Origin of the sequence: Curtobacterium sp. MCBA15_009 (genome assembly GCF_001864895.1) — a bacterium.
In the GTDB taxonomy this organism is placed as follows: Bacteria; Actinomycetota; Actinomycetes; order Actinomycetales; family Microbacteriaceae; genus Curtobacterium.
The window spans coordinates 164,001-183,176 of record NZ_MJGO01000012.1; the positions used below are offsets into that span (position 1 = coordinate 164,001).

Genomic DNA, 19,176 nt, shown 5'->3' on the forward strand with positions numbered 1-19,176 from the left:
TACCCCGGACCGGGGGACAAGACGCTCACGATCACGCTCGTCCACAGGGTTGCCCGGGAGTCTGTCCGCGCTCGGATCGGCCTGGATAGACTCCGGGCGAAAGCGCTGCGGTGGCGCGGTTCCTGGCGACGTCGACGGCGTCGACCGGTGACGGACGGAGGACGGATGCGAGCGGTCCCACACGGATCGACCACGGGCGGGACGAGCACACGGAGGGGGACAGCGCGCCTCCTCGGACGACTCACCGCGGCGCTGCTCGCGACCCTGGTCGTCCTGGCGCCCGCCGCGACCGCGCACGCCACCGCACCCGTCGAGATCGGCAGCGCCTACGTCCTCGACGAGGCCGACGCGCTCACCCCCGCACAGCAGACCTCGGTCGAGCGCGCGGTCTCCGACCTGTACGCCGACACCAGCACGCAGCTCTTCGTCGTCTTCGTCCCGACCTTCACGAACCCCTCCGACCACACGGCGTGGGGCACGGCCGTGCTCGAGCGGAACCAGATCGAGTCCGACAGCATCCTGCTCGCCGTCGCCGTGCAGGACCGCGACTACGACGTCCAGCAGACGAACGAGACCGCGATCAGCAGCTCCGACGTGCAGACCGCCGTGCAGGACGACCTGCTCCCCGCGCTGAAGCAGGACGACTGGGCCGGCGCCGCGACCGCCTTCGCGAGCGGCCTGACCGACTCCCAGGCGCCCGCGGACCTGACCTGGCTGTGGATCCTGCTGCTCGTCGTCGTCGTCGGGCTCGTCGTCGTCGTGCTCGTCGTGCGGACGCGCAACAAGCGGCGCACCGCAGCCGCCACCCGCGCGCAGCAGGCGTCGCTGGCCGACCTCGAGCGGACCGCGGGCGGCGCGCTCGTCACGATCGACGACGAGCTCCGCACCGCCGAACAAGAGGTCGGGTTCGCGACCGCGCAGTTCGGCGCGGACGCCGCGAAGCCCTTCGCCGACGCCGTCGCAGCCGCGCAGCGGTCCGTCCGCACCGCCTTCACGTACCAGCAGCAACTCGACGACGAGGTCCCGGACAGCCCGCAGCAGCGTGCCGAGTGGGCGAACCAGATCATCGTGATCTGCGAACAGGCGCACGCCGCGATCGACGAGCAGACCGAGGCGTTCGACCGGCTCCGCGCCCTCGAGGACGGCGTCGAGGACGCCGCCGCCGCGCTGACCCGCGCGGTCGCCGCCGCGCCGGCATCGGTCGACACCGCAGCGGCCGCCCTCGACCGGCTCCGCTCGGACTACACCGGGCGCACGCTCGCGACCGTGGCGGACAACGTCGACCAGGCCCGGCAGGTCCTCGCCTACGCGTCCGAGCGGTCCGCCGCGGCGGACCAGGCACTCCGTTCCGGCGCCAAGGGCGAGGCCGTGGTCGCCGTGCGCGACGCCCAGCACGCCCTGGCCCAGGTGGAGCAGCTGACGAACGGCGCCGTCGGCGCCGAGCGCACCTTCGCCGAGGCGACCGCACGCGCCGGCGCGATGCGCGCCGACATCGAGGGCGACATCGCGGCAGCGCGCACCCTGTCCCCCGCCGGCCCGGACCTCGCCGCAGCCGTGACGACCGCCGAGACCGTGCTGCGGCAGGACCTCGACCCACGCGACCCGCTCACCGCGGTCGACGCCCTGACCCGCGCGAACACCGAGATCGACCGTGCGATCGCCGCGGCCCGCGGCGCACAGGAGCAGCAGCAGCGCGCGGCGCGGGCGCTCGACGACGCCCTGCGGGACGCGCGGAACCGCATCAGCCAGGCGCGGGAGTTCGTCTCCCTGCACCGCGGCGGTGTCGGACCGGTCGCCAGGACCCGGCTCTCCGAGGCCGAGCGGGCGCTCGACGACGCCGTCCAGCTCGCCACCACCGACCCGGGGCAGGCCCTGCAGGCCGCCCGGGCGGCCGAGCAGTACGCCGCCGCGGCGATGGACGCCGCGAACGACGACCTGGGCGGCTGGGGCGGCGGCGGCGGTGGCGGCGGCTTCGGCGGTCGCGGCGGCGGCCCGCAGCTCGGCGGCCTCGTCACCGGCATCGTGCTCGGCGGACTCCTCGGCGGCCGCGGCGGCAGCTACGGCGGCGGCTCCTTCGGGGGCGGCGGCTTCGGCGGCGGCGGAGGCTTCAGCGGCGGCGGAGGCTTCGGCGGGGGCGGCGGGGGCGGCGGGGGCGGCGGCTTCTCCGGCGGCGGACGCTTCTGACGCGACCCAGTCCGACCACGACGACCTCCCCACCACAGACCACGACCTGCCCCATCACCAGTCACACCTCTCTCGAAAGGACCACGACATGGCCAAGCAGACGATCTTCGGACGCATCTCCACCCTCGTGCGGGCGAACATCAACCAGCTCATCGACGACGCCGAGGACCCGCAGAAGATGCTGGACCAGCTCGTGCGCGACTACACGAACAACATCGCCGACGCGAAGACCGCCATCGCGCAGACCATCGGCAACGTGCGCCTGCTCGAGCAGGACCACGAGGAGGACAAGCGCGCCGCGGTCGAGTGGGGGCAGAAGGCCGCCAACGCGTCCAGCGCCGCCGACCGCTACCGCGCCGAGGGCAAGACCGCCGAGGCGGACAAGTTCGACAACCTCGCCAAGATCGCGATCGGCAAGCAGATCGCCGCCGAGCAGGAGGTCTCCGACGCCGAGCCGAACCTCGCCTCGCAGAACGAGGCCGTCGAGAAGCTCAAGACCGGCCTCGCCGGGATGGAGCAGAAGCTCGAGCAGCTCCGTGCCAAGCGCGACAACCTCGTCGCCCGTGCCAAGACCGCCGAGGCGCAGTCGAAGGTCAACGACGCACTCGGCAACATCGACGTGCTCGACCCGACGAGCGACCTCGGCCGCTTCGAGGAGAAGGTCCGCCGCGAGGAGGCCAAGGTCCTCGGCCAGCAGGAGCTGCAGTCGTCGAGCCTCGACGCCCAGTTCGAGAGCCTCGAGGACGTCGGCAAGGACGCCGAGGTCGAGGCGCGCCTCGCCGCGCTGAAGTCGGGCGGCTCGCCGACCATCTGACGATCGCCCTGACGGCGCCGGACCCCACCTGACAGACTGAGACGATGCACTTCCTCGTGGTCGGTCAGTGGCAGGGTTCGGCGTCGTCCCGCGCGATGCGGCTGGGCGACGGGGCATCGGCGATCGCCGCCGACCTGCCCCGGGCGTCGACGACGGTGGTCGAGGTCCCGGCGGGTGCCGGCGACCGGCTCGAGACCGCCGTCGCCCGCTACACCGCCGTCCTCGGCGTCGCCGAGCGCGTCGCCGAGGAGACGAGCGTCGCCTCCGAGCCCGTCCTCGTGGTCGGGGGCGACGGCGCGAGCGTGCTCGGCGCCACCGTCGCGCTCGACGTCGACACCGCGTTCGTCCGCGTCGCCGGGTCGAGCGGCTACCGCCCGCTGAACCGCGCCCAGCCGGTCGCCGCCGAGACCGCGGTCCTGCGGCTCCTCGTCGACCGACCGGACGACCTGTTCCCCCGCCTGCCCCGCCCGTCGGCCGGCTCCGTCGTGCTCGCCGGCGTCCGCGGCCTCGAGGACGCCGAGCGCTCCGCCCTCGACCGGGCCGGCATCGCCCACCTCGACGTCGACGCGGCGACGCCCGACGCCCTCGGCGCGGCGGTCGACGCCACCGGCGCGTCGTCGGTGTTCGTGCACGTGGACCTCGACGTCCTGGACCCGTCCGAGGTCGACGGACTGCTCGAACCCGTCCCCTTCGGTCTCGACGGTGCGGGCCTCGTCGAACGCATCCAGGCCGCCACCCGCGGACGCCGTCTCGCCGGTGCCGCACTGACCGGCTTCGCGCCGGTCGACCCGGACCGCGCGGTCGACGACCTCGGCGTCATCCTGCGCGTCGTGGGCGCCCTGACGAGCGCGGCGCGGATCGGCTGACCACCCGGGGCCGTCCCATGCCGCCCCGCGTACGCTCGGCGGCATGACGGACTACGACCTCATCGTGATCGGCGCCGGCGCAGTCGGCGAGAACGTGGCGGACTACGCCCACAAGCGCGGCCTGTCGGTCGCCGTCGTCGAGGCGGAACTCGTCGGTGGGGAATGCTCCTACTGGGCGTGCATGCCGTCGAAGGCCCTGCTCCGGAGCGGACACGCCCTCGCCGCCGCGAAGCGCCTCGACGGTGCCGCACAGGCGGTCACCGGCACGCTCGACGCGGCGCACGTGCTCGCCCGCCGCAACTCGTTCACCTCGGACTGGAAGGACGACTCACAGGTCTCCTGGCTCGAGTCGGCCGGCATCGCCCTGATCCGCGGCCACGCCCGCATCACCGGCCCGAAGACCATCGAGGTCGCCGGCGAGACGCACACCGCCCGCGCGGCCGTCGCCGTCGTCACCGGTTCCCTGCACGCGCTGCCGGACGTGCCCGGCCTCGCCGACGCGAAGCCGTGGGGCACACGTGAGGGCACGAGCGCACAGCAGGTCCCGGAGAGCCTGCTCGTCATCGGCGGCGGCGTCGCCGGTTCCGAGCTCGCCACCGCCTGGGCCTCGCTCGGCGCGAAGGTCACGCTCGTGGCACGCGGCGGCCTGCTCGGCGGCATGGAGCCGTTCGCCGGCGAGCTCGTCGGCGACGCCCTGCGTGCGCTCGGCGTCGACGTCCGCACCGGCGTCAGCCCCGTCCGCGTCGACCGCGACGAGCACGGTCTCGTGACGACCACGCTCGACGACGGCACGACGGTCATCACCAGCGAGGTCCTCGCCGCCACCGGCCGCTCGCCGCACACCGCCGAACTCGGGCTCGAGTCGGTCGGACTCACCGCGGGCGACTGGCTCGAGGTCGACGACACCATGCTCGTGCACGGCACCGACTGGCTCTACGCCGTCGGCGACGCCAACCACCGCGCGCTCCTGACGCACCAGGGCAAGTACCAGGCCCGTGCCGCCGGCGAGGCCATCGCCGCCCGCTTCCAGGGCACCACGCTGCAGACCGAGCCGTGGGGCGCGCACGTCGCGACCGCCGACCACGCCGCGGTCCCCCAGGTCACCTTCACCGACCCGGAGGTCGCCAGCGTCGGCCTCACCGAGCGGGCCGCCCGCGAGCAGGGCCTGAACGTCCGCGCCGTCGAGTACGACCTCGGCAGCGTCGCGGGCTCCGCGCTGCAGGCCGACGGCTACACCGGACGCGCCAAGATGGTCGTCGACGAGGACCGCGGGGTCGTCGTCGGGGTCACCTTCGTCGGACAGGACGTCGCCGAGATGCTCCACGCGGCGACCGTCGCCGTCGTCGGCGAGGTCCCGGTCGCCCGGCTCTGGCACGCCGTGCCGGCCTACCCGACCATGAACGAGATCTGGCTCCGCCTGCTCGAGACCTACGGCCGCCCGGTGTGACCGGCCACGGCGTCGTCCGGCGGTCGGTGCTCGACTCCCCCGTGTCGCGCGCCGGCTGGCTCGCCGCGACGGCGCTCGGCCTGGCGATCGGCGTCCCGCTGTCCACCGGCCGGATCCGCGTCGTCGACGGCCTCGTCGTCTGCACGGGGTTGCCGCGCTGGGTCTTCCGGCGCGGCGGCACCTGTGTCGGCTCGGTCTACCTGACCCGCGACAACGACGGCGACCGGGTGCTCCGGCACGAGCGCGTGCACGTCGACCAGTGGCGGCGCTACGGCGTGCTCATGCCGGTGCTCTACGCCGTGGCCGGGCGCGACCCGCTCCGCAACCGGTTCGAGGTCGAGGCGGGCCTGGAGGACGGCGGCTACCGCTGACTCCGGCCCTGCGGCGGCAGCGCTGCAGGGCCCACCGAGGTCGCACGACACGCCACACGCCGACCGCCGAGGTCGCACTTCGTGCCGCTTCCGCCCAGTGCAAACGGCCCGTAGTGCGATCTCACCGTGGCGACGGCGGTCGGCAGCGGCCGTCCCTGCAGGCGAGAGGCCCGACGCCGGGGTCGCACGACACGCCGCGCACGGTGCGCCGAGGTCGCACGTCGTGCCGCTTCCGGAGCGTGCGAGCGGCACGTCGTGCGACCTCGGGGACCAGCCCGACGGCCCGCCCGCCCGACGGCCCGCCCGCCCGCCCGACGGCCCGCCCGCCCGACGCGCACGCGCCCCGCGCGTCAGGCCGCGCGGCGGCGCGGGACGATGAGCGGCGTGCCGGTCTCCGGGTCGGGGACGACGACGCACGGCAGGCCGAAGACGTCCTCGACGAGGTCGGCGGTGAGCACCGAGGCTGGCGCCCCGGAGGCGACGATCGACCCCTGGCGCATGGCGATGACGTGGGTGGCGTAGCGCGCCGCCTGGTTCAGGTCGTGCAGCACCGCGACGACCGTGCGGCCGGCCGCGTGCAGTGCCGAGGCGAGTTCGAGCACGTCGTACTGGTGCGCGATGTCGAGGAACGTCGTCGGCTCGTCGAGCAGGACGATGTCGGTCTCCTGGGCGAGCACCATCGCGATCCACACCCGCTGGCGCTGGCCGCCGGACAGCTCGTCGACGCTCCGGTCCGCCAGCTCCACGGTCTCCGTCTGCTCGAGCGCGGCGAGCACGGCACGGCGGTCGGAGCCGGACGACGGGTGCAGCAGGTCCTGGTGCGGGAAGCGGCCGCGCGACACGAGGTCGCGCACGGTGATGCCGTCCGGGGCGATCGGTGTCTGGGGCAGCATGCCGATCCGGCGGGCGACGGCCTTCGGCCGCAGCGACGTGATCGGGACGCCGTCGAGGTACACCGTGCCGGCGGTCGGCTTGAGGGTGCGGGCGAAGGACCGCAGCAGCGTCGACTTGCCGCAGGCGTTCGGACCGACGATGACGGTCAGCTCACCGTCCGGCACGTCGACGTCGAGGGCGTCGACCACGACCCGGTCGTCGTACGCCAGGGTCAGGCCGCGCGCACCGAGGGCGGTCGAGGGCGCACCGCCCGGAGCGGTCAATGCTCGGCCTTGCCGTGCCGCCAGTAGCCCATGAACGCGACCTGCTTGCGGTCGATGCCGACGCCGCGCACCAGGTGGCGACGGAGTTCCTTGACGCAGCCGGCCTCGCCCGCGATCCACGCGTAGACCGGGCGCTCCTCGGCGGGTGGCGGCACGTCCCACAGGACCTGCTCGTCGACGTCGACGTCGGTCAGCTCGGCGGAGGGCGCGCACGCGGCGGCCGGGGCGACCGACGACGCCCAGGCGTGCACCTGGTCGGTCATCCGCACGCCGTGCGTCGCGCCGTTGCGGGCGATCCAGCGGACCTCGACCCCGGCGGGCGCGGTGACGGGCAGCCGGTCGGCGTCGGTGGGGACCTCGATGAAGACGTGACCGACGGTGGAGACGTCGAGGGCCTCGAGGATGGCGCAGATGGCGGGAGCGGCGGTCTCGTCACCGGCGAGCAGGATCCGGTTCGCGTGGCCTGGTGCGAACTCCGCGGCACCGGTCGGCAGGTCGGCAGGCGACTCGGGCACGCGCGGCCCGACGATGCGGATCTCGTCGCCGACACGGCAGGACGACACCCAGCGCGAGGCGGGGCCGGCGTCGCCGTGCGCGACGAAGTCGATGTCGAGCTCGTGGGCGTCGGGCCGGAACGAGCGCACCGTGTAGGTGCGCAGCGGGTTCCGCGCCTCGTCGGGCAGTGCCCGCCAGGCGGCGTACCAGTCGTCGTCCTCCGGCAGTTCGGAGAAGCCGCCGTCGGGCAGCGGCAGCACGATCTTGATCCGCTGGTCCAGGCCCACCGACGAGAAGTCGGCGAGCGCGTCGCCCGTCAGCGTCACCCGGACGAAGTGCGGGGTGAGCGAGGTGACGGCCGCCACGCGGACGGGGAAGACGCGGTACCGGGTTGCCACGTCTCCGAGTATGGCATGCCTTACCTAACGTCTCCAGAGGTGCCGACGGTGCGAGGATCGTCCCCGTGTCCGATGCCCCCGACGACGAATTCGCCGACCTCGCCACGCTCGCGGCGGCGAGCGGCGTGCCGGAGCCGCTCCGCGCCTCCCGGCAGCTGGTCCGCACCGACGACGGACAGGAGACGTCCGCGATCCGGTGGGACACGACGGACGGGAGGGAGGCCCGGGTCACCTACCTGCACGGGCTCGGCATCGACGCACACAGCTTCGACCAGACGGCGCTCGCCCTGGGCGAGCCGGCGGTCGCCCTCGACCTGCCGGGCCACGGTCGGTCGAGCTGGCGGGACGACGCCGACTACGGGGCCGCCGTCACGGCGCCGGGCGTGCTCGCCGCGCTCGATGCCCTCGGTGTCGGACCGGGCGTCGTCGTCGGGCACTCGCTCGGTGCGATCCTCGCCGCGCGACTCGCGGCGGCGGCACCGGAGCGGGTGACCGGGCTCGTGCTCGTCGACATGTCGCCGGACTTCGCGCAGCGCGCCGTGGACCGGATCGCCCGCGCCCTCGAGACCGAGCCGGCGTTCGAGTCGCTCGAGCAGGTCGTCGACCGCGCGGTCGAGGCGCGGGTCGGCGACGACCGCTCGGTGCTCCTCCGCGAGGCCCGGCACACCACGCGGCTCGGTGCCGACGGGCGGCTCGTGCGCCGTCACCACTTCCCCCACCTGCCGGCCGGACGGACGTCGTCGGTCGGGCGCTTCGCCGACGCGTGGCCGGACCTCGAGGCGCTCCGCGTGCCGCTCCTGCTCGTCCGGGGCGACCGCGGCTACGTGTCCCCGAAGCTGCACGCCGGGTTCGTCGAGCGCCTGCCGGACGCCGAGGTCGTCACGGTCACCGCGCGGCACGCCGTGCAGAACCAGGCACCCCTCGAACTGGCCGCGGCGATCCGGGCATGGGGCGAGCGGCACGGATTGTTGCACCCGATCGAGGAACCGTCGCCGGACGGTACCGACCGCCGGTAACCTCGTGCGAGCGCGAGGTCCGACCACCGTCCCCGCGCCCGGAAGGAACCCACAACCCATGAGTCCGCTCCTCCGCCGCACCAGCCGCACCGGCCGCGCGGCCCTCGCCGCCACCGCGGTCGCCGTCGTGTCCGCCCTCGCGCTGACCGGCTGCTCCGGTTCGTCCGGCCCGACGGGTGGCCCCGACGCCACCGTCCGCGTGGGCCTGGTGCTCGAACCGACGAGCCTCGACATCCGGACGCAGTCCGGAGCCGCGCTCGACCAGGTGCTCATCGACAACGTGTACCAGGGGCTCGTCGGACGGACCGCCGAGGGCGACATCCGCGACGTGCTCGCGTCCTCGCACGAGGTCTCCGACGACGGTCTCACCTACACGTTCACGTTGCGGAAGGGCACGACGTTCCAGGACGGCGAGCCGGTCACCGCCGCCGACGTCGTGTGGTCGCTCGAGCAGGTCAAGGCGAACGACTCCTACATCGACTCGGCCGCGCTCGCGAAGGTGCGGTCGATCTCCTCCCCCGCCGACGACACCGTCGTGCTCCGCCTGCGCCAGCCCGACTCCGACCTGCTCTTCAACCTGACCGGTCGGGCCGGCCTGGTGCTCGAGGAGGCCGCGGAGAACGACCGCTCGGACAGCGCGAACGGCACCGGCCCCTTCGAGGTCGCGAGCTGGAAGCAGGGCGACTCGCTCACCTTCGAGCGCAACGACGACTACTGGGGCACGAAGGCGAAGGTCGCGAAGATCGTCTTCCGCTACATCACCGACCCCTCCACCGCGGTGAACGCGATGGCCGAGGGCGACATCGACGTGCTCAACCCCGTCGACGGCACCCTGAAGAGCCAGCTCGAGGGCAACGCCGACATCGCGCTGCACTCCGGCAAGACCACCGACAAGTACACGCTCGCCTTCAACGACCAGAAGGCGCCGTTCACCGACAAGCGCGTGCGCCAGGCGATCCGGCAGGCCATCGACCCGAAGGCCCTCATCAAGGCCGTCGGCGGCACCGGTGTCGAGCAGGGCGGGCCGATCCCGGAGCTCGACCCGGGCTACGAGGACCTGACCGACGTCGACGCGTACGACCCCGCGAACGCGAAGAAGCTGCTGGCGGCCGCCGGCGCCCGGGACCTCGACCTGACGCTGACGTACGCCAACGTCTACCCGGCCGTGATCGGCGACGTGCTCAAGTCGCAGCTCGCCGAGGTCGGCATCACCCTGACCGTGGACCGCGTCGACTTCGCCACCTGGCTGTCGACCGTGTTCCAGGCGCCGAAGAAGGGCCCACGCGACTTCGACCTGTCGATGGTCGACCACGTCGAGGCCCGCGACTTCGGCAACTGGGCGAACCCGGAGTACTACTTCGGGTACGACAACCCCGAGGTGCAGGCGCTCTACGCCGAGTCGATCGCCGCCACGACCGAGTCCGACAAGGTCGACGCGCTCCGGAAGGCCGCGCGCATCGTGAGCGAGGACGCCGCCGGCGAGTGGCTGTACACGGCGACCGAGATCACCGCCGTGCGCTCCGGCGTGACCGGCTTCCCGGTGGACGGCGGCAACTCGCGACTCGACCTGTCGCGGCTCGCGGTCAAGTGACGGTGATCCGTTCCGTCCCCGGGGCACGGGCGTCGTGACCCGGTTCCTCATCGGGCGGGTGCTGCTGCTCGTCGTCGGCCTGCTCGTGGCGAGCGTCATCGTCTTCGCCGTGCTGCGCGTGCTGCCCGGCGACGTCGCCCAGGTCGTCGCCGGCACCGAGTCCACCCCGGCCCAGGTCGAACGGCTCCGCCAGGAACTCGGGCTGGACCGCCCCGTGGTCGTGCAGTACCTCGACTGGATCGGCGGGGTGTTCCGCGGCGACCTCGGCACCTCGCTCGTCACGAACGGTCGGGTCGGGCCGGAGATCGCACAGAAGCTCGCGGTGACGCTGCCGCTCGCCGGGATGTCGTTGCTGGCGGCCCTCGTCATCGGGGTCCCGCTCGGCGTCCTCGCCGCGGTGCTCCGTCGGCGCCCCGGCGGCGCAGTGATCGCCTTCGCCGCCCAGGCCGTCGCCGCGGTGCCGATCGTGTGGGCCGGCATGCTCCTCGTGGCCCTGTTCGCCGTGACGCTCCACTGGCTGCCCGCGCAGGGCTTCCCGCTCGACGGCTGGTCGGAACCCGGACGGGCGTTCGCCGCGCTCGTGCTGCCCGCGCTGACGATCGGCGCCGTCGAGGGTGCCGTCATCCTCCGCTTCACCCGCTCCGCGACGCTGTCCGTGCTCGACGCCGACCACCTGCGCACCGCGGCCGCGATCGGCCTCACCCGGACCGGGGCGCTGCTCCGGCACGGGCTGCCGTCGGTCGCGCTGACCGTGCTCGCGGTGCTCGGCGTGCAGATCGCCGGGCTGCTGGTCGGCGCCGTCGTGGTCGAGCAGGTCTTCTCGCTCCCCGGTGTCGGACGCATGCTCGTGACCGACGTCGGCCGCCGCGACGTCACGAAGGTGCAGTCCGAGCTCCTCGTCCTGACCGGGCTCGTCCTGCTCGTCGGGTTCGCCGTCGACGTCGTGCACCGGGCCCTCGACCCCCGCCAGCGAGAGGCACACGAGTGATCCGCCGCCTGGTCTCCCGCCCCACCGGACTCTTCGCCGTCGTCGTGCTCGGGCTGCTCGTCGTGCTCGCCGTCGTGTCGCTCGTCTGGACGCCCCAGGACCCGTTCCGCACGGACCCGTTCCACCAGTGGGAACGCCCGAGCGGCGCGCACTGGTTCGGCACCGACGCCGCCGGCCGCGACATCGCGAGCTACCTGCTCGCCGGCACCCGCACGACGGTGCTCGTCGCCGTCGGGTCCGGGGTCATCGCGAGCATCGTCGGGGTCCTGCTCACCGCGGTCGGCTCGCTCACCGCCCGCTGGGTCCGCGAGGGCACGGCGGTCCTGCTCGACATCCTGGTGGCGTTCCCCACTCTGCTCACCGCGATGCTCCTGACGGCGGTGTTCGGCGGCTCGCTCGGGGTGGTGGTCGTCAGCGTCGGGCTGTCCTTCGGCGTGACGATCGCCCGGGTCGCCCGCGGCGAGATCCGCCGCATCGCCCGGAGCGACTACGTCACCGCTGCCCGCGCCTCGGGCGTCGGGGGCGCCGGGGTGCTGTTCCGCCACCTCGTGCCGAACGCGGCGCCGCTGTTCACCGTGCAGCTGTCGCTCGCGATGGCGACCGCCGTCCTCGCCGAGGCCGGCCTGTCCTACCTGGGCTACGGCGCCGGCTCGGACACCGCGTCGTGGGGCAGCCTGCTGTCCGACCTGCAGACCTACATCGGCGTGCACCCGTGGAGCGCCACCTGGCCCGGCGCCGCGATCGCCCTCGTCGTCGCCGCGCTCTCCCTGCTCGGCGACGCGGTGCGCGACGCGACCGACCCGCGCCTGACCACGGGCGACCGCCGGTCCGTGGCGCCCGGTCCGGGTGCGGGGCCGGGCACGGGGCGAGCCGACGACGCCGCGACGACCACTCCCGGGGTGACCGCATGACCGACCACACCGCCCGGGCCGGGCACCCCGCCGCCGCGACCGGCGGCCTCGAGGTGACCGGGCTGTCGGTCCGCATCACGGGACGGACGGTCCTGGACGAGGTGACGTTCACCGTGCCTCCCGGCCGGCGCGTCGGCGTGATCGGCGCGTCCGGGTCCGGCAAGTCGATGACCTCGCTCGCCCTGATGGGCCTGGAACCCGCGGGCGCGACCGTCACCGGCAGCATCCGCCTCGACGGCACCGAACTCGTCGGCCTGTCCGACCGCGAACGTGCCCGGCACCGCGGCGCTGGCATCGGGATGGTGTTCCAGGAGCCCGGCACCGCCCTCGACCCGCTCCGTCGCGTCGGCGCGCAGATCGCCGAACCGCTCCGGCTGCACCGCGGCCTGGACCGCCGGGGAGCCCGCGCGGCCGCGGTCGACCTCGCCGCGTCGGTGGGGCTGCCCGACCCGGCGTCGCTGCTGCGGCAGTACCCGCACCAGCTCTCCGGTGGGCAGCGGCAGCGCGTCTGCATCGCGATGGCGATGGCCGGCGAGCCGTCGTACCTCGTCGCCGACGAGCCGACCACGGCGCTCGACGTCACCACCGAGGCACGCATCCTCGACCTGTTCGAGGGCCTGTCGGCGGGCATGGTCTTCGTCACCCACGACCTCGCCGTGCTCGCCCGCATCGCCGACACCGCGGTGGTGCTCGACGCCGGCCGGGTGGTCGAGCAGGGTCGCGTCGCCGACCTGCTCGCGGCACCGCGGCACCCCGCCACCGTCGCACTCGTCGACGCCGCCCGCGCCACCGCCCGCCGCCCTGGAGGCACCGCGTGACCGACGTCCTGCACGCCACCGGCCTGCACCGCACCTACCGGCTCCCCCGCCGCGGACCCTTCGAGCCCGGCCCGGTCCGCACCGCGGTCGACGGTGTCGACCTGACGGTCGCCCCCGGCGCCCGCCTCGGCATCGTCGGCGAGTCCGGGTCGGGCAAGTCGACCCTGGTCCGCCTGCTCGCCGGACTGGAGGCCCCTTCCACCGGCACCGTCACCGCCTCCGGCCGTCAGGTGGACGCGTCCGGCTCCGCTGCCGCGATGCGCTGGTTCCGCCGCGAGACCGGCATCGTCTTCCAGGACCCGTACGCCTCGCTCGACCCGCGGATGCGCGTCGGTGCGATCGTCGCCGAACCCCTCCGGGCGCTCCGGGTCGACGGCTCGCACGCGTCGCTCGTGCGCGAGGTGCTGGAGCGGGTGGACCTGCCCGCCGACGCCGCAGACCGGTACCCGCACGAGTTCTCCGGCGGCCAACGGCAGCGCATCGCGATCGCCCGGGCCGTCGTGCACTCCCCCCGCATCCTGTTCGGCGACGAGCCGATGAGCGCCCTCGACGTGGTCGTCCGCGCCCGCGTGATCGAGCTGTTCCGCTCCCTCGCCGACGACCTCGGACTGACGCTCGTGCTCGTCTCGCACGACATCGGGGTCGTGCAGCGCCTGTGCGACACCGTCGCGGTCATGTCGGCGGGGCGCATCGTCGAGCAGGGGCCGGTGTCGCTGCTCGACGCACCGCAGCACCCGGTGACCCAGGCGTTGGTCGCGGCGGCGCCGACGTTGCCGTAGGGGCGCGGGCGCCGGACGCGGGGGCGGCGGCTCGGTCGGCCGGGGCGGCGGGCGCCGGGCGCCGGAGCGCCGGGACGTGCGACAACGTCGACGTCGTGCGACATCGACCCTGTCGCGCGGGCCCACACGGCGCGGGCTCGGGCGGGTCGAGGTGGCGCGCACGACAACATCGACGTCGTACGACAGCGACATTGTCGCGCGGGCCCACACGGCGCGGGGCCGGGCGGGTCGGGGCGGCGCGCACGACAACATCGACGTCGTACGACAGCGACATTGTCGCGCGAGCCCACACGGCGCGGGCTCGGGCGGCTCGCGGCTCGGGGCTCGGGGCTCGGGGCTCGGGGCTCGATGCACGCGCATCCTGCGATAGACCACGCGACGATCGACGCGTGCTCCGTCGGGACATGCACACGCAGGCAATGCGAGCGCATGGTGCGACGGGACACCGGTCGAACGTGGGGTGTTCGGTCGGAAGGTGCGCACACATCGAACTCGGCGAGCGGCACCGGTCCTCCGCCGTGCGTCAGCCGGTCGCGCCAGGGTCCCCGGAGCCGCGCGACCTCGGCCCGCTCGGCGGTGGCGGCGGAGCGCCCCGACGGGTCGATGCACGCGCATCCTGCGACAAGTCACGCGACGATCGACAGGTGCTCCGTCGGAACATGCGCACGCAGACGATGCGAGCGCATGGTGCGTCAGAACACCGGTCGAACGACGCGTGTTCGGTCGCAGAGCGCCCCAGCACCAGCGCGCACCGGCACCCACCGGCTCCCACCAGCACCCACCGGCTCCCACCAGCACCCACCGGCGCCCGCACCGCCCCGCACCGCACCGCCCGCACCGGCCCCCGCCTCAGGCCGTCCAGGCCCCCGGGTGCCGGCGCTGCCACCGCAGCCGCCGCTCGAGCTGGGCGCCGATGGCGAGCAGGACGCGCTCGCCGCCCGGTCGGCCGATCAGCTGCACGCCCATCGGCAGGCCGCCGCCGTCGGGGTGGTCCTCGGCGGTGACGCCGACGGGCAGCGTGATCGCGGGGAGCCCCGACACGTTCGCCATCGAGGTCCACGGCGAGTAGGCGCACTGGCGGCGGAAGTCCTCCTCCGGGTCGTCGCCGTACCAGCCGAGGGGCCGCGGGGTGAGCGCGAGCGTCGGTGTGAGCACCGCGTCGTACCGGTCGAACGCGCCGACGAGGGTCGCCGAGAACGTGTCGAGCGCGGTCATCGCGTCGAGCACCTGCGTGCCGGTGAGCCGCTGCCCGCGCTCCACGAGCCACGCCACGAGCGGGGTGAGTGCGGACAGGTCGATGCCGGGGACCGTCGGCAGCCGCGCCGCGGAGCTCTCCCACGCCGTGCGGAAGGCGTCGGCGTAGGGCACCCGGGGCATCCGCACGTCCTCGACGCCGTGCCCCAGTTCGCCGAGCACCCGCACGGCGGTCTCGACGACGGCACGCGCCGCGGGGTCGACGACGACGTCGACGGTGTCGTCCCACGGTGAGCCCTCGAGCAGCCCGACGACGAAGCGCCCCTCGCCGCGGACGGCCGCCGCGGTGAACGGCCCCTCGCCGACGTCCGGGGTGACGAGCGCGTACGGCGACGGCTCGGTCAGCCCGGTCGGTGCCACGAGGGCGTCGAGCAGCATGCCCGCGTCGGCGACGTTCCGGGTGAGCGGCCCCGCCACCGAGAGCCCGCCGACGCCGGACCGCCCGGGCATCGACGGCACGCGTCCGCGGCTCGGCTTGAGGCCGACGAGTCCGGTCGCCGCGGCCGGGATCCGCACGGAACCCCCGCCGTCGGAACCGACCGCCGCCGGCAGCAGCCCGGCGGCGACGGCCACCGCGGCACCGCTCGACGAGCCACCGGGCGCCCGCGCGGTGTCGTACGGGTTCCGGGTCACCCCGAGCCGTGTCTCCGACGACGACGACAGGCCGAACTCCGGCGACGCCGTCTTGCCGAGGCTCACCGTGCCGGCCGCGTCGAGCGCAGCGACGAGCGGGTGGTCGGCCCCGGCGGGGCGCTCCGGCAGGCTCGTGGTGCCGCTGCGCGTGGGGACCCCGGCGCGGTCGTACAGGTCCTTGTCGGCGGACGGGAGGCCCCACAACGGTCGCGACGTCGGCACCAGGTGGCCGAGACGGTCGGCACGCAGCCGTGCCGCGTCCGCCGTGACCGTCACGAAGGCGCCGAGTCCGGGATCGAGGCGTTCCACGCGGGTCAGGTAGTGCTCGGTCACCTCGCGGGCGGTCGCCTCCCCCCGGCGGATCCAGTCCCAGAGTTCCTGCGCGGAGAGGTGGTGGAGTTCGAACACGGTTCCCGAGCCTAGGCGTCCCCGACGCACGCCGACCGGCGGGCGCACGCCGGGCCTCCCGTCAGGTCAGCGGCCCACGTGGGCCGCCAGCACGTCGTGCACCGTCGTCCAGGCGTGCGGACCCCAGCGGTCGTCGTCGACGTGGTGCAGCTCGGCCTCGCCGCTGAACATGCTCACGAAGTACTGCATGCCCTGCCAGGCCGGGAACGGCGCGTCGTCGTCCTTCGACAGGCGCCGACCGACCCGGGCCATCGCGGACAGGGTGCCGGCGGTGCCGGCCCACTGCAGCCGGAAGGTGGTGCCGGTCAGGCGGGACATCGTGGCGGCGATGGTCCGCGAGGTGACGCGGTCCCCCGCGACCTCGACGTACCGGGGTGCGTCCGGGTCGAGGGCGGCGAGCGCCGTCACCCGTGCGACGTCGTCCTTCGTGGTGAAGTCGAGGACCTGGTCCGGCGACGACCAGTACAGGACGCGGCGCCGGTCGAAGAGCACGAGCGGCGCCTGGCCGGTGAGCATGTCGGCGAACGCCCCGTTCAGGATCGACGTCGCACGGATCGGCGCGGCGTCGACGGCCGCGGCGAACTCGCGCCGGAGCTCGAAGTTGCGGTTCGTCCCGGGGGTGATCGACCGGTAGTCGGCGCTGTAGTCGGACGGCACGAAGCGGGGCACGCCCGCCTCGACCGCGGCGTCGAGCAGGGCGCGCTGCGCGTCGACGATCACCGCACGGGTCCCGCTGACCGCGGAGACGACGACGTCGACGCCGGACGCGGCGGCCACGAGCGCGGGGTGATCGGTGTAGGCGGCGGTGACGACGTCGACGTGCTCCTCGTCGCCGAAGTGCTGGCGGGCGCTGTCGCTGCCCGGTCGGGTGAGGACGCGGACACGGGTGTCGTGCTGCAGGAGCTCGCGGACGATGCGGCGGCCGAGGTCTCCGGTGGCGCCTGCGACGAGGACGGTGGTGGTCATGGCGACCACGCTACGGACGGCGGGGTCACCGGGGCACAGGTCCGGCGGCCGTACCCTGTCGGCATGGACACGCCTGCTGCCTCCGGCACGACGAAGCGCCGGGTCGGCCTGCGGCTGGTGCGGCCGCTGCTGACCTGGGGCGCACGGCCCACCGTCACGATCGACGGCGTCGGGCACCCGGCGCAGTGGGGCACGGGGACGTGGGCGGTCGCCGACGACGGGGACACCGTCGTCGGGGTCTTCCTGTTCAACCGGCTGTGGCGGTCCGGGGCCGCCGCGGCGCGGGTCGGCGACGCGGACGAGCTCGAGTACCGGGTCGGGTCGCTGCCCTTCCTGCCCGGACGGTTGGTCGTCCCCCACCGCTGACGGTCGGCGCTCCCGCAGCGTGGGACGATTGCGGGATGACCGCCACGCTCGTCGCCAAGGGCCTGTCCGGCGGGTACGCCGCACGCACGCTGTTCGACTCCCTCGACCTCACGGTGGCCCCCGGTGACGTCATCGGCGTCGTCGGGGTGAACGGCGCCGGCAAGTCCACGCTGCTGCGGCTGCTCGCCGGCGTCGACCAGCCCCTCGCCGGCACGGTGTCCACCGCCCCGGCCGACGCCTTCGTCGGGTGGCTGCCGCAGGAGCACGAACGCGTCGCGGGCGAGACCGTCGCGGGCTACATCGCCCGGCGCACCGGTTCGGCGGAGGCGACCGAGGCGATGGACACGGCCGCGGCGGCGCTCGCCGATCCCGACGCCGGTGACGCGGCCGCCGACCGGTACTCCGCCGCGCTCGACCGTTGGCTCGCCGCCGGTGCCGCCGACCTGGACGACCGGATCCCGGCGGTGCTCGCCGACCTCGGGCTCGCCGTCGGCTCCGACGAGGACGGCGTCGGTCCGGAGTCGCTCATGACCGCGCTGTCCGGCGGCCAGGCCGCACGGGTCGGGCTCGCCGCGCTGCTGCTGTCGCGGTTCGACGTGGTCCTGCTCGACGAGCCGACGAACGACCTCGACCTGGACGGCCTCGACCGGCTCGAGGCGTTCGTGAAGGGCCTGCGCGGCGGGGTGGTGCTCGTCAGCCACGACCGCGAGTTCCTGGCGCGCTCGGTGACGTCGGTGCTCGAGCTCGACCTGGCACAGTCCTCGCACCGGCTGTTCGGCGGCGGGTACGACTCGTTCTTCGAGGAGCGCGAGATCGCCCGGCAGCACAAGCGCGACGCCTACGACGAGTTCGCGTCGACGAAGGCCGACCTCGTCTCGCGTGCCCGGACGCAGCGGGAGTGGTCGAGCCAGGGCGTCCGGAACGCGATGAAGAAGAACCCGGACAACGACAAGATCCGCCGCCGGGCCGCCTCGGAGTCGAGCGAGAAGCAGGCGCAGAAGGTCCGGCAGATGGAGTCGCGCATCGCCCGCCTCGACGAGGTCGAGGAGCCGCGCAAGGAGTGGCAGCTCGAGTTCACCATCGGCAGCGCACCCCGGTCGTCGGCGGTCGTCGCGACGCTGTCCGACGCCACCTTCACCCAGGGCGACTTCACGCTCGGTCCGGTGTCGCTGCAGGTCGACGGCGGCGACCGCATCGGCATCACCGGGCCGAACGGCGCCGGCAAGTCGACGCTGCTCCGCGCGCTGCTCGGCGCGCAGTCCCCCACGACCGGCACCGCCTCGACCGGGTCGAGCGTCGCGATCGGCGAGATCGACCAGGCCCGGGCGGCCTTCACCGGCGACCAGCCCCTGGCCGCGGCGTTCGAGGCGATCGTGCCCGAGTACACCACGGCGGACGTGCGGACCCTGCTCGCGAAGTTCGGGCTGAAGGCGGACCACGTCGGTCGTCCCGCGTCCGCGCTCTCGCCCGGTGAGCGCACCCGCGCGGGCCTCGCGCTGCTCCAGGCACGCGGCGTCAACGTGCTCGTGCTCGACGAGCCGACGAACCACCTCGACCTCGCCGCCATCGAGCAGCTCGAGCAGGCACTCGAGTCGTACGACGGCACGCTCCTGCTCGTCACCCACGACCGCCGTATGCTCGAGACCGTGCGGCTGGACCGCCAGTGGCGGGTGGAGGCCGGGCGGGTCACCGAACGCTGACCACCGAGGGGGAC

17 protein-coding genes are annotated in these 19,176 nt (G+C 74.3%); 13 read left to right on the forward strand and 4 right to left on the reverse strand.

The genetic code is table 11. The features are described 5' to 3' along the window. Window positions 1-165 precede the first annotated feature (165 nt). The 5 genes from BIU97_RS17960 (at window position 166) to BIU97_RS04705 (ending at window position 5,682) form a co-directional block, all read left to right on the forward strand. Window positions 166-2,184, forward strand: a complete 2,019-nt coding sequence (locus BIU97_RS17960; protein ID WP_071255969.1) for a TPM domain-containing protein — start codon at window positions 166-168, stop codon at window positions 2,182-2,184. Window positions 2,185-2,272: 88 nt separating this feature from the next. Beyond that, on the forward strand, window positions 2,273-2,998 hold the full coding sequence (locus tag BIU97_RS04690) for a PspA/IM30 family protein (RefSeq protein WP_071255971.1): 726 nt from the start codon (window positions 2,273-2,275) through the stop codon (window positions 2,996-2,998). A gap of 44 nt (window positions 2,999-3,042) precedes the next feature. Further along, window positions 3,043-3,864 (forward strand): arginase family protein, encoded by an 822-nt coding sequence (locus tag BIU97_RS04695; RefSeq protein WP_071255973.1) that lies wholly within the window; start codon window positions 3,043-3,045, stop codon window positions 3,862-3,864. 43 nt (window positions 3,865-3,907) lie between these two features. Beyond that, on the forward strand, window positions 3,908-5,311 hold the full coding sequence (locus BIU97_RS04700) for a dihydrolipoyl dehydrogenase family protein (RefSeq protein ID WP_071255975.1): 1,404 nt from the start codon (window positions 3,908-3,910) through the stop codon (window positions 5,309-5,311). Next, on the forward strand, window positions 5,308-5,682 hold the full coding sequence (locus BIU97_RS04705) for a Fe-S oxidoreductase (protein ID WP_071255979.1): 375 nt from the start codon (window positions 5,308-5,310) through the stop codon (window positions 5,680-5,682). Before BIU97_RS04700 ends, BIU97_RS04705 begins: the two co-directional genes overlap by 4 nt. Window positions 5,683-6,032: 350 nt before the next feature. Here BIU97_RS04705 and BIU97_RS04710 read toward each other — a convergent pair whose 3' ends face one another. Both BIU97_RS04710 and BIU97_RS04715 read right to left on the reverse strand, forming a co-directional pair. Then, the gene (locus tag BIU97_RS04710; RefSeq protein WP_071255981.1) at window positions 6,033-6,839 is read right to left on the reverse strand and encodes an ABC transporter ATP-binding protein; all 807 of its coding nucleotides are present in this window, start codon (window positions 6,837-6,839) and stop codon (window positions 6,033-6,035) included. Continuing rightward, complete coding sequence (locus tag BIU97_RS04715) at window positions 6,836-7,732, reverse strand: siderophore-interacting protein (RefSeq protein ID WP_139195897.1); 897 nt, start codon at window positions 7,730-7,732, stop codon at window positions 6,836-6,838. Before BIU97_RS04715 ends, BIU97_RS04710 begins: the two co-directional genes overlap by 4 nt. A 65-nt stretch (window positions 7,733-7,797) precedes the next feature. Between BIU97_RS04715 and BIU97_RS04720 the strand changes: the two genes are divergently transcribed. The 6 genes from BIU97_RS04720 to BIU97_RS04745 are packed head-to-tail and all read left to right on the forward strand — an operon-like array spanning window position 7,798 to window position 13,835. Beyond that, complete coding sequence (locus tag BIU97_RS04720; RefSeq protein WP_071297164.1) at window positions 7,798-8,748, forward strand: alpha/beta fold hydrolase; 951 nt, start codon at window positions 7,798-7,800, stop codon at window positions 8,746-8,748. 58 nt (window positions 8,749-8,806) lie between these two features. Beyond that, complete coding sequence (locus BIU97_RS04725; protein WP_071255989.1) at window positions 8,807-10,339, forward strand: ABC transporter substrate-binding protein; 1,533 nt, start codon at window positions 8,807-8,809, stop codon at window positions 10,337-10,339. 34 nt (window positions 10,340-10,373) lie between these two features. Further along, window positions 10,374-11,327, forward strand: coding sequence for an ABC transporter permease (locus BIU97_RS04730; protein WP_071255993.1), 954 nt, complete (start codon window positions 10,374-10,376; stop codon window positions 11,325-11,327). Next, on the forward strand, window positions 11,324-12,238 hold the full coding sequence (locus tag BIU97_RS04735; protein WP_071255995.1) for an ABC transporter permease: 915 nt from the start codon (window positions 11,324-11,326) through the stop codon (window positions 12,236-12,238). Before BIU97_RS04730 ends, BIU97_RS04735 begins: the two co-directional genes overlap by 4 nt. After that, window positions 12,235-13,056 carry an ABC transporter ATP-binding protein gene (locus BIU97_RS04740; RefSeq protein WP_071255997.1) on the forward strand — a complete coding sequence of 274 codons (822 nt, stop codon included), beginning with the start codon at window positions 12,235-12,237 and terminating at the stop codon, window positions 13,054-13,056. Before BIU97_RS04735 ends, BIU97_RS04740 begins: the two co-directional genes overlap by 4 nt. Continuing rightward, on the forward strand, window positions 13,053-13,835 hold the full coding sequence (locus tag BIU97_RS04745; RefSeq protein WP_175472128.1) for an ABC transporter ATP-binding protein: 783 nt from the start codon (window positions 13,053-13,055) through the stop codon (window positions 13,833-13,835). Before BIU97_RS04740 ends, BIU97_RS04745 begins: the two co-directional genes overlap by 4 nt. An 849-nt stretch (window positions 13,836-14,684) precedes the next feature. Here the strand turns inward: BIU97_RS04745 and BIU97_RS04750 are convergent. Both BIU97_RS04750 and BIU97_RS04755 read right to left on the reverse strand, forming a co-directional pair. Beyond that, window positions 14,685-16,130: an amidase gene (locus BIU97_RS04750; protein ID WP_071256001.1), complete on the reverse strand. Its 1,446-nt coding sequence runs from the start codon at window positions 16,128-16,130 to the stop codon at window positions 14,685-14,687. 66 nt (window positions 16,131-16,196) lie between these two features. After that, window positions 16,197-17,096 (reverse strand): NmrA family NAD(P)-binding protein, encoded by a 900-nt coding sequence (locus BIU97_RS04755; RefSeq protein WP_071256492.1) that lies wholly within the window; start codon window positions 17,094-17,096, stop codon window positions 16,197-16,199. A 63-nt stretch (window positions 17,097-17,159) separates the two neighbouring features. On the opposite strand from BIU97_RS04755, the gene BIU97_RS04760 reads away from it, so the two are divergent. Then, window positions 17,160-17,462, forward strand: a complete 303-nt coding sequence (locus BIU97_RS04760) for a hypothetical protein (RefSeq protein WP_071256003.1) — start codon at window positions 17,160-17,162, stop codon at window positions 17,460-17,462. Between the two features lie 35 nt (window positions 17,463-17,497). Next, window positions 17,498-19,162, forward strand: a complete 1,665-nt coding sequence (locus BIU97_RS04765) for an ABC-F family ATP-binding cassette domain-containing protein (RefSeq protein WP_071256005.1) — start codon at window positions 17,498-17,500, stop codon at window positions 19,160-19,162. Window positions 19,163-19,176 lie beyond the last annotated feature (14 nt).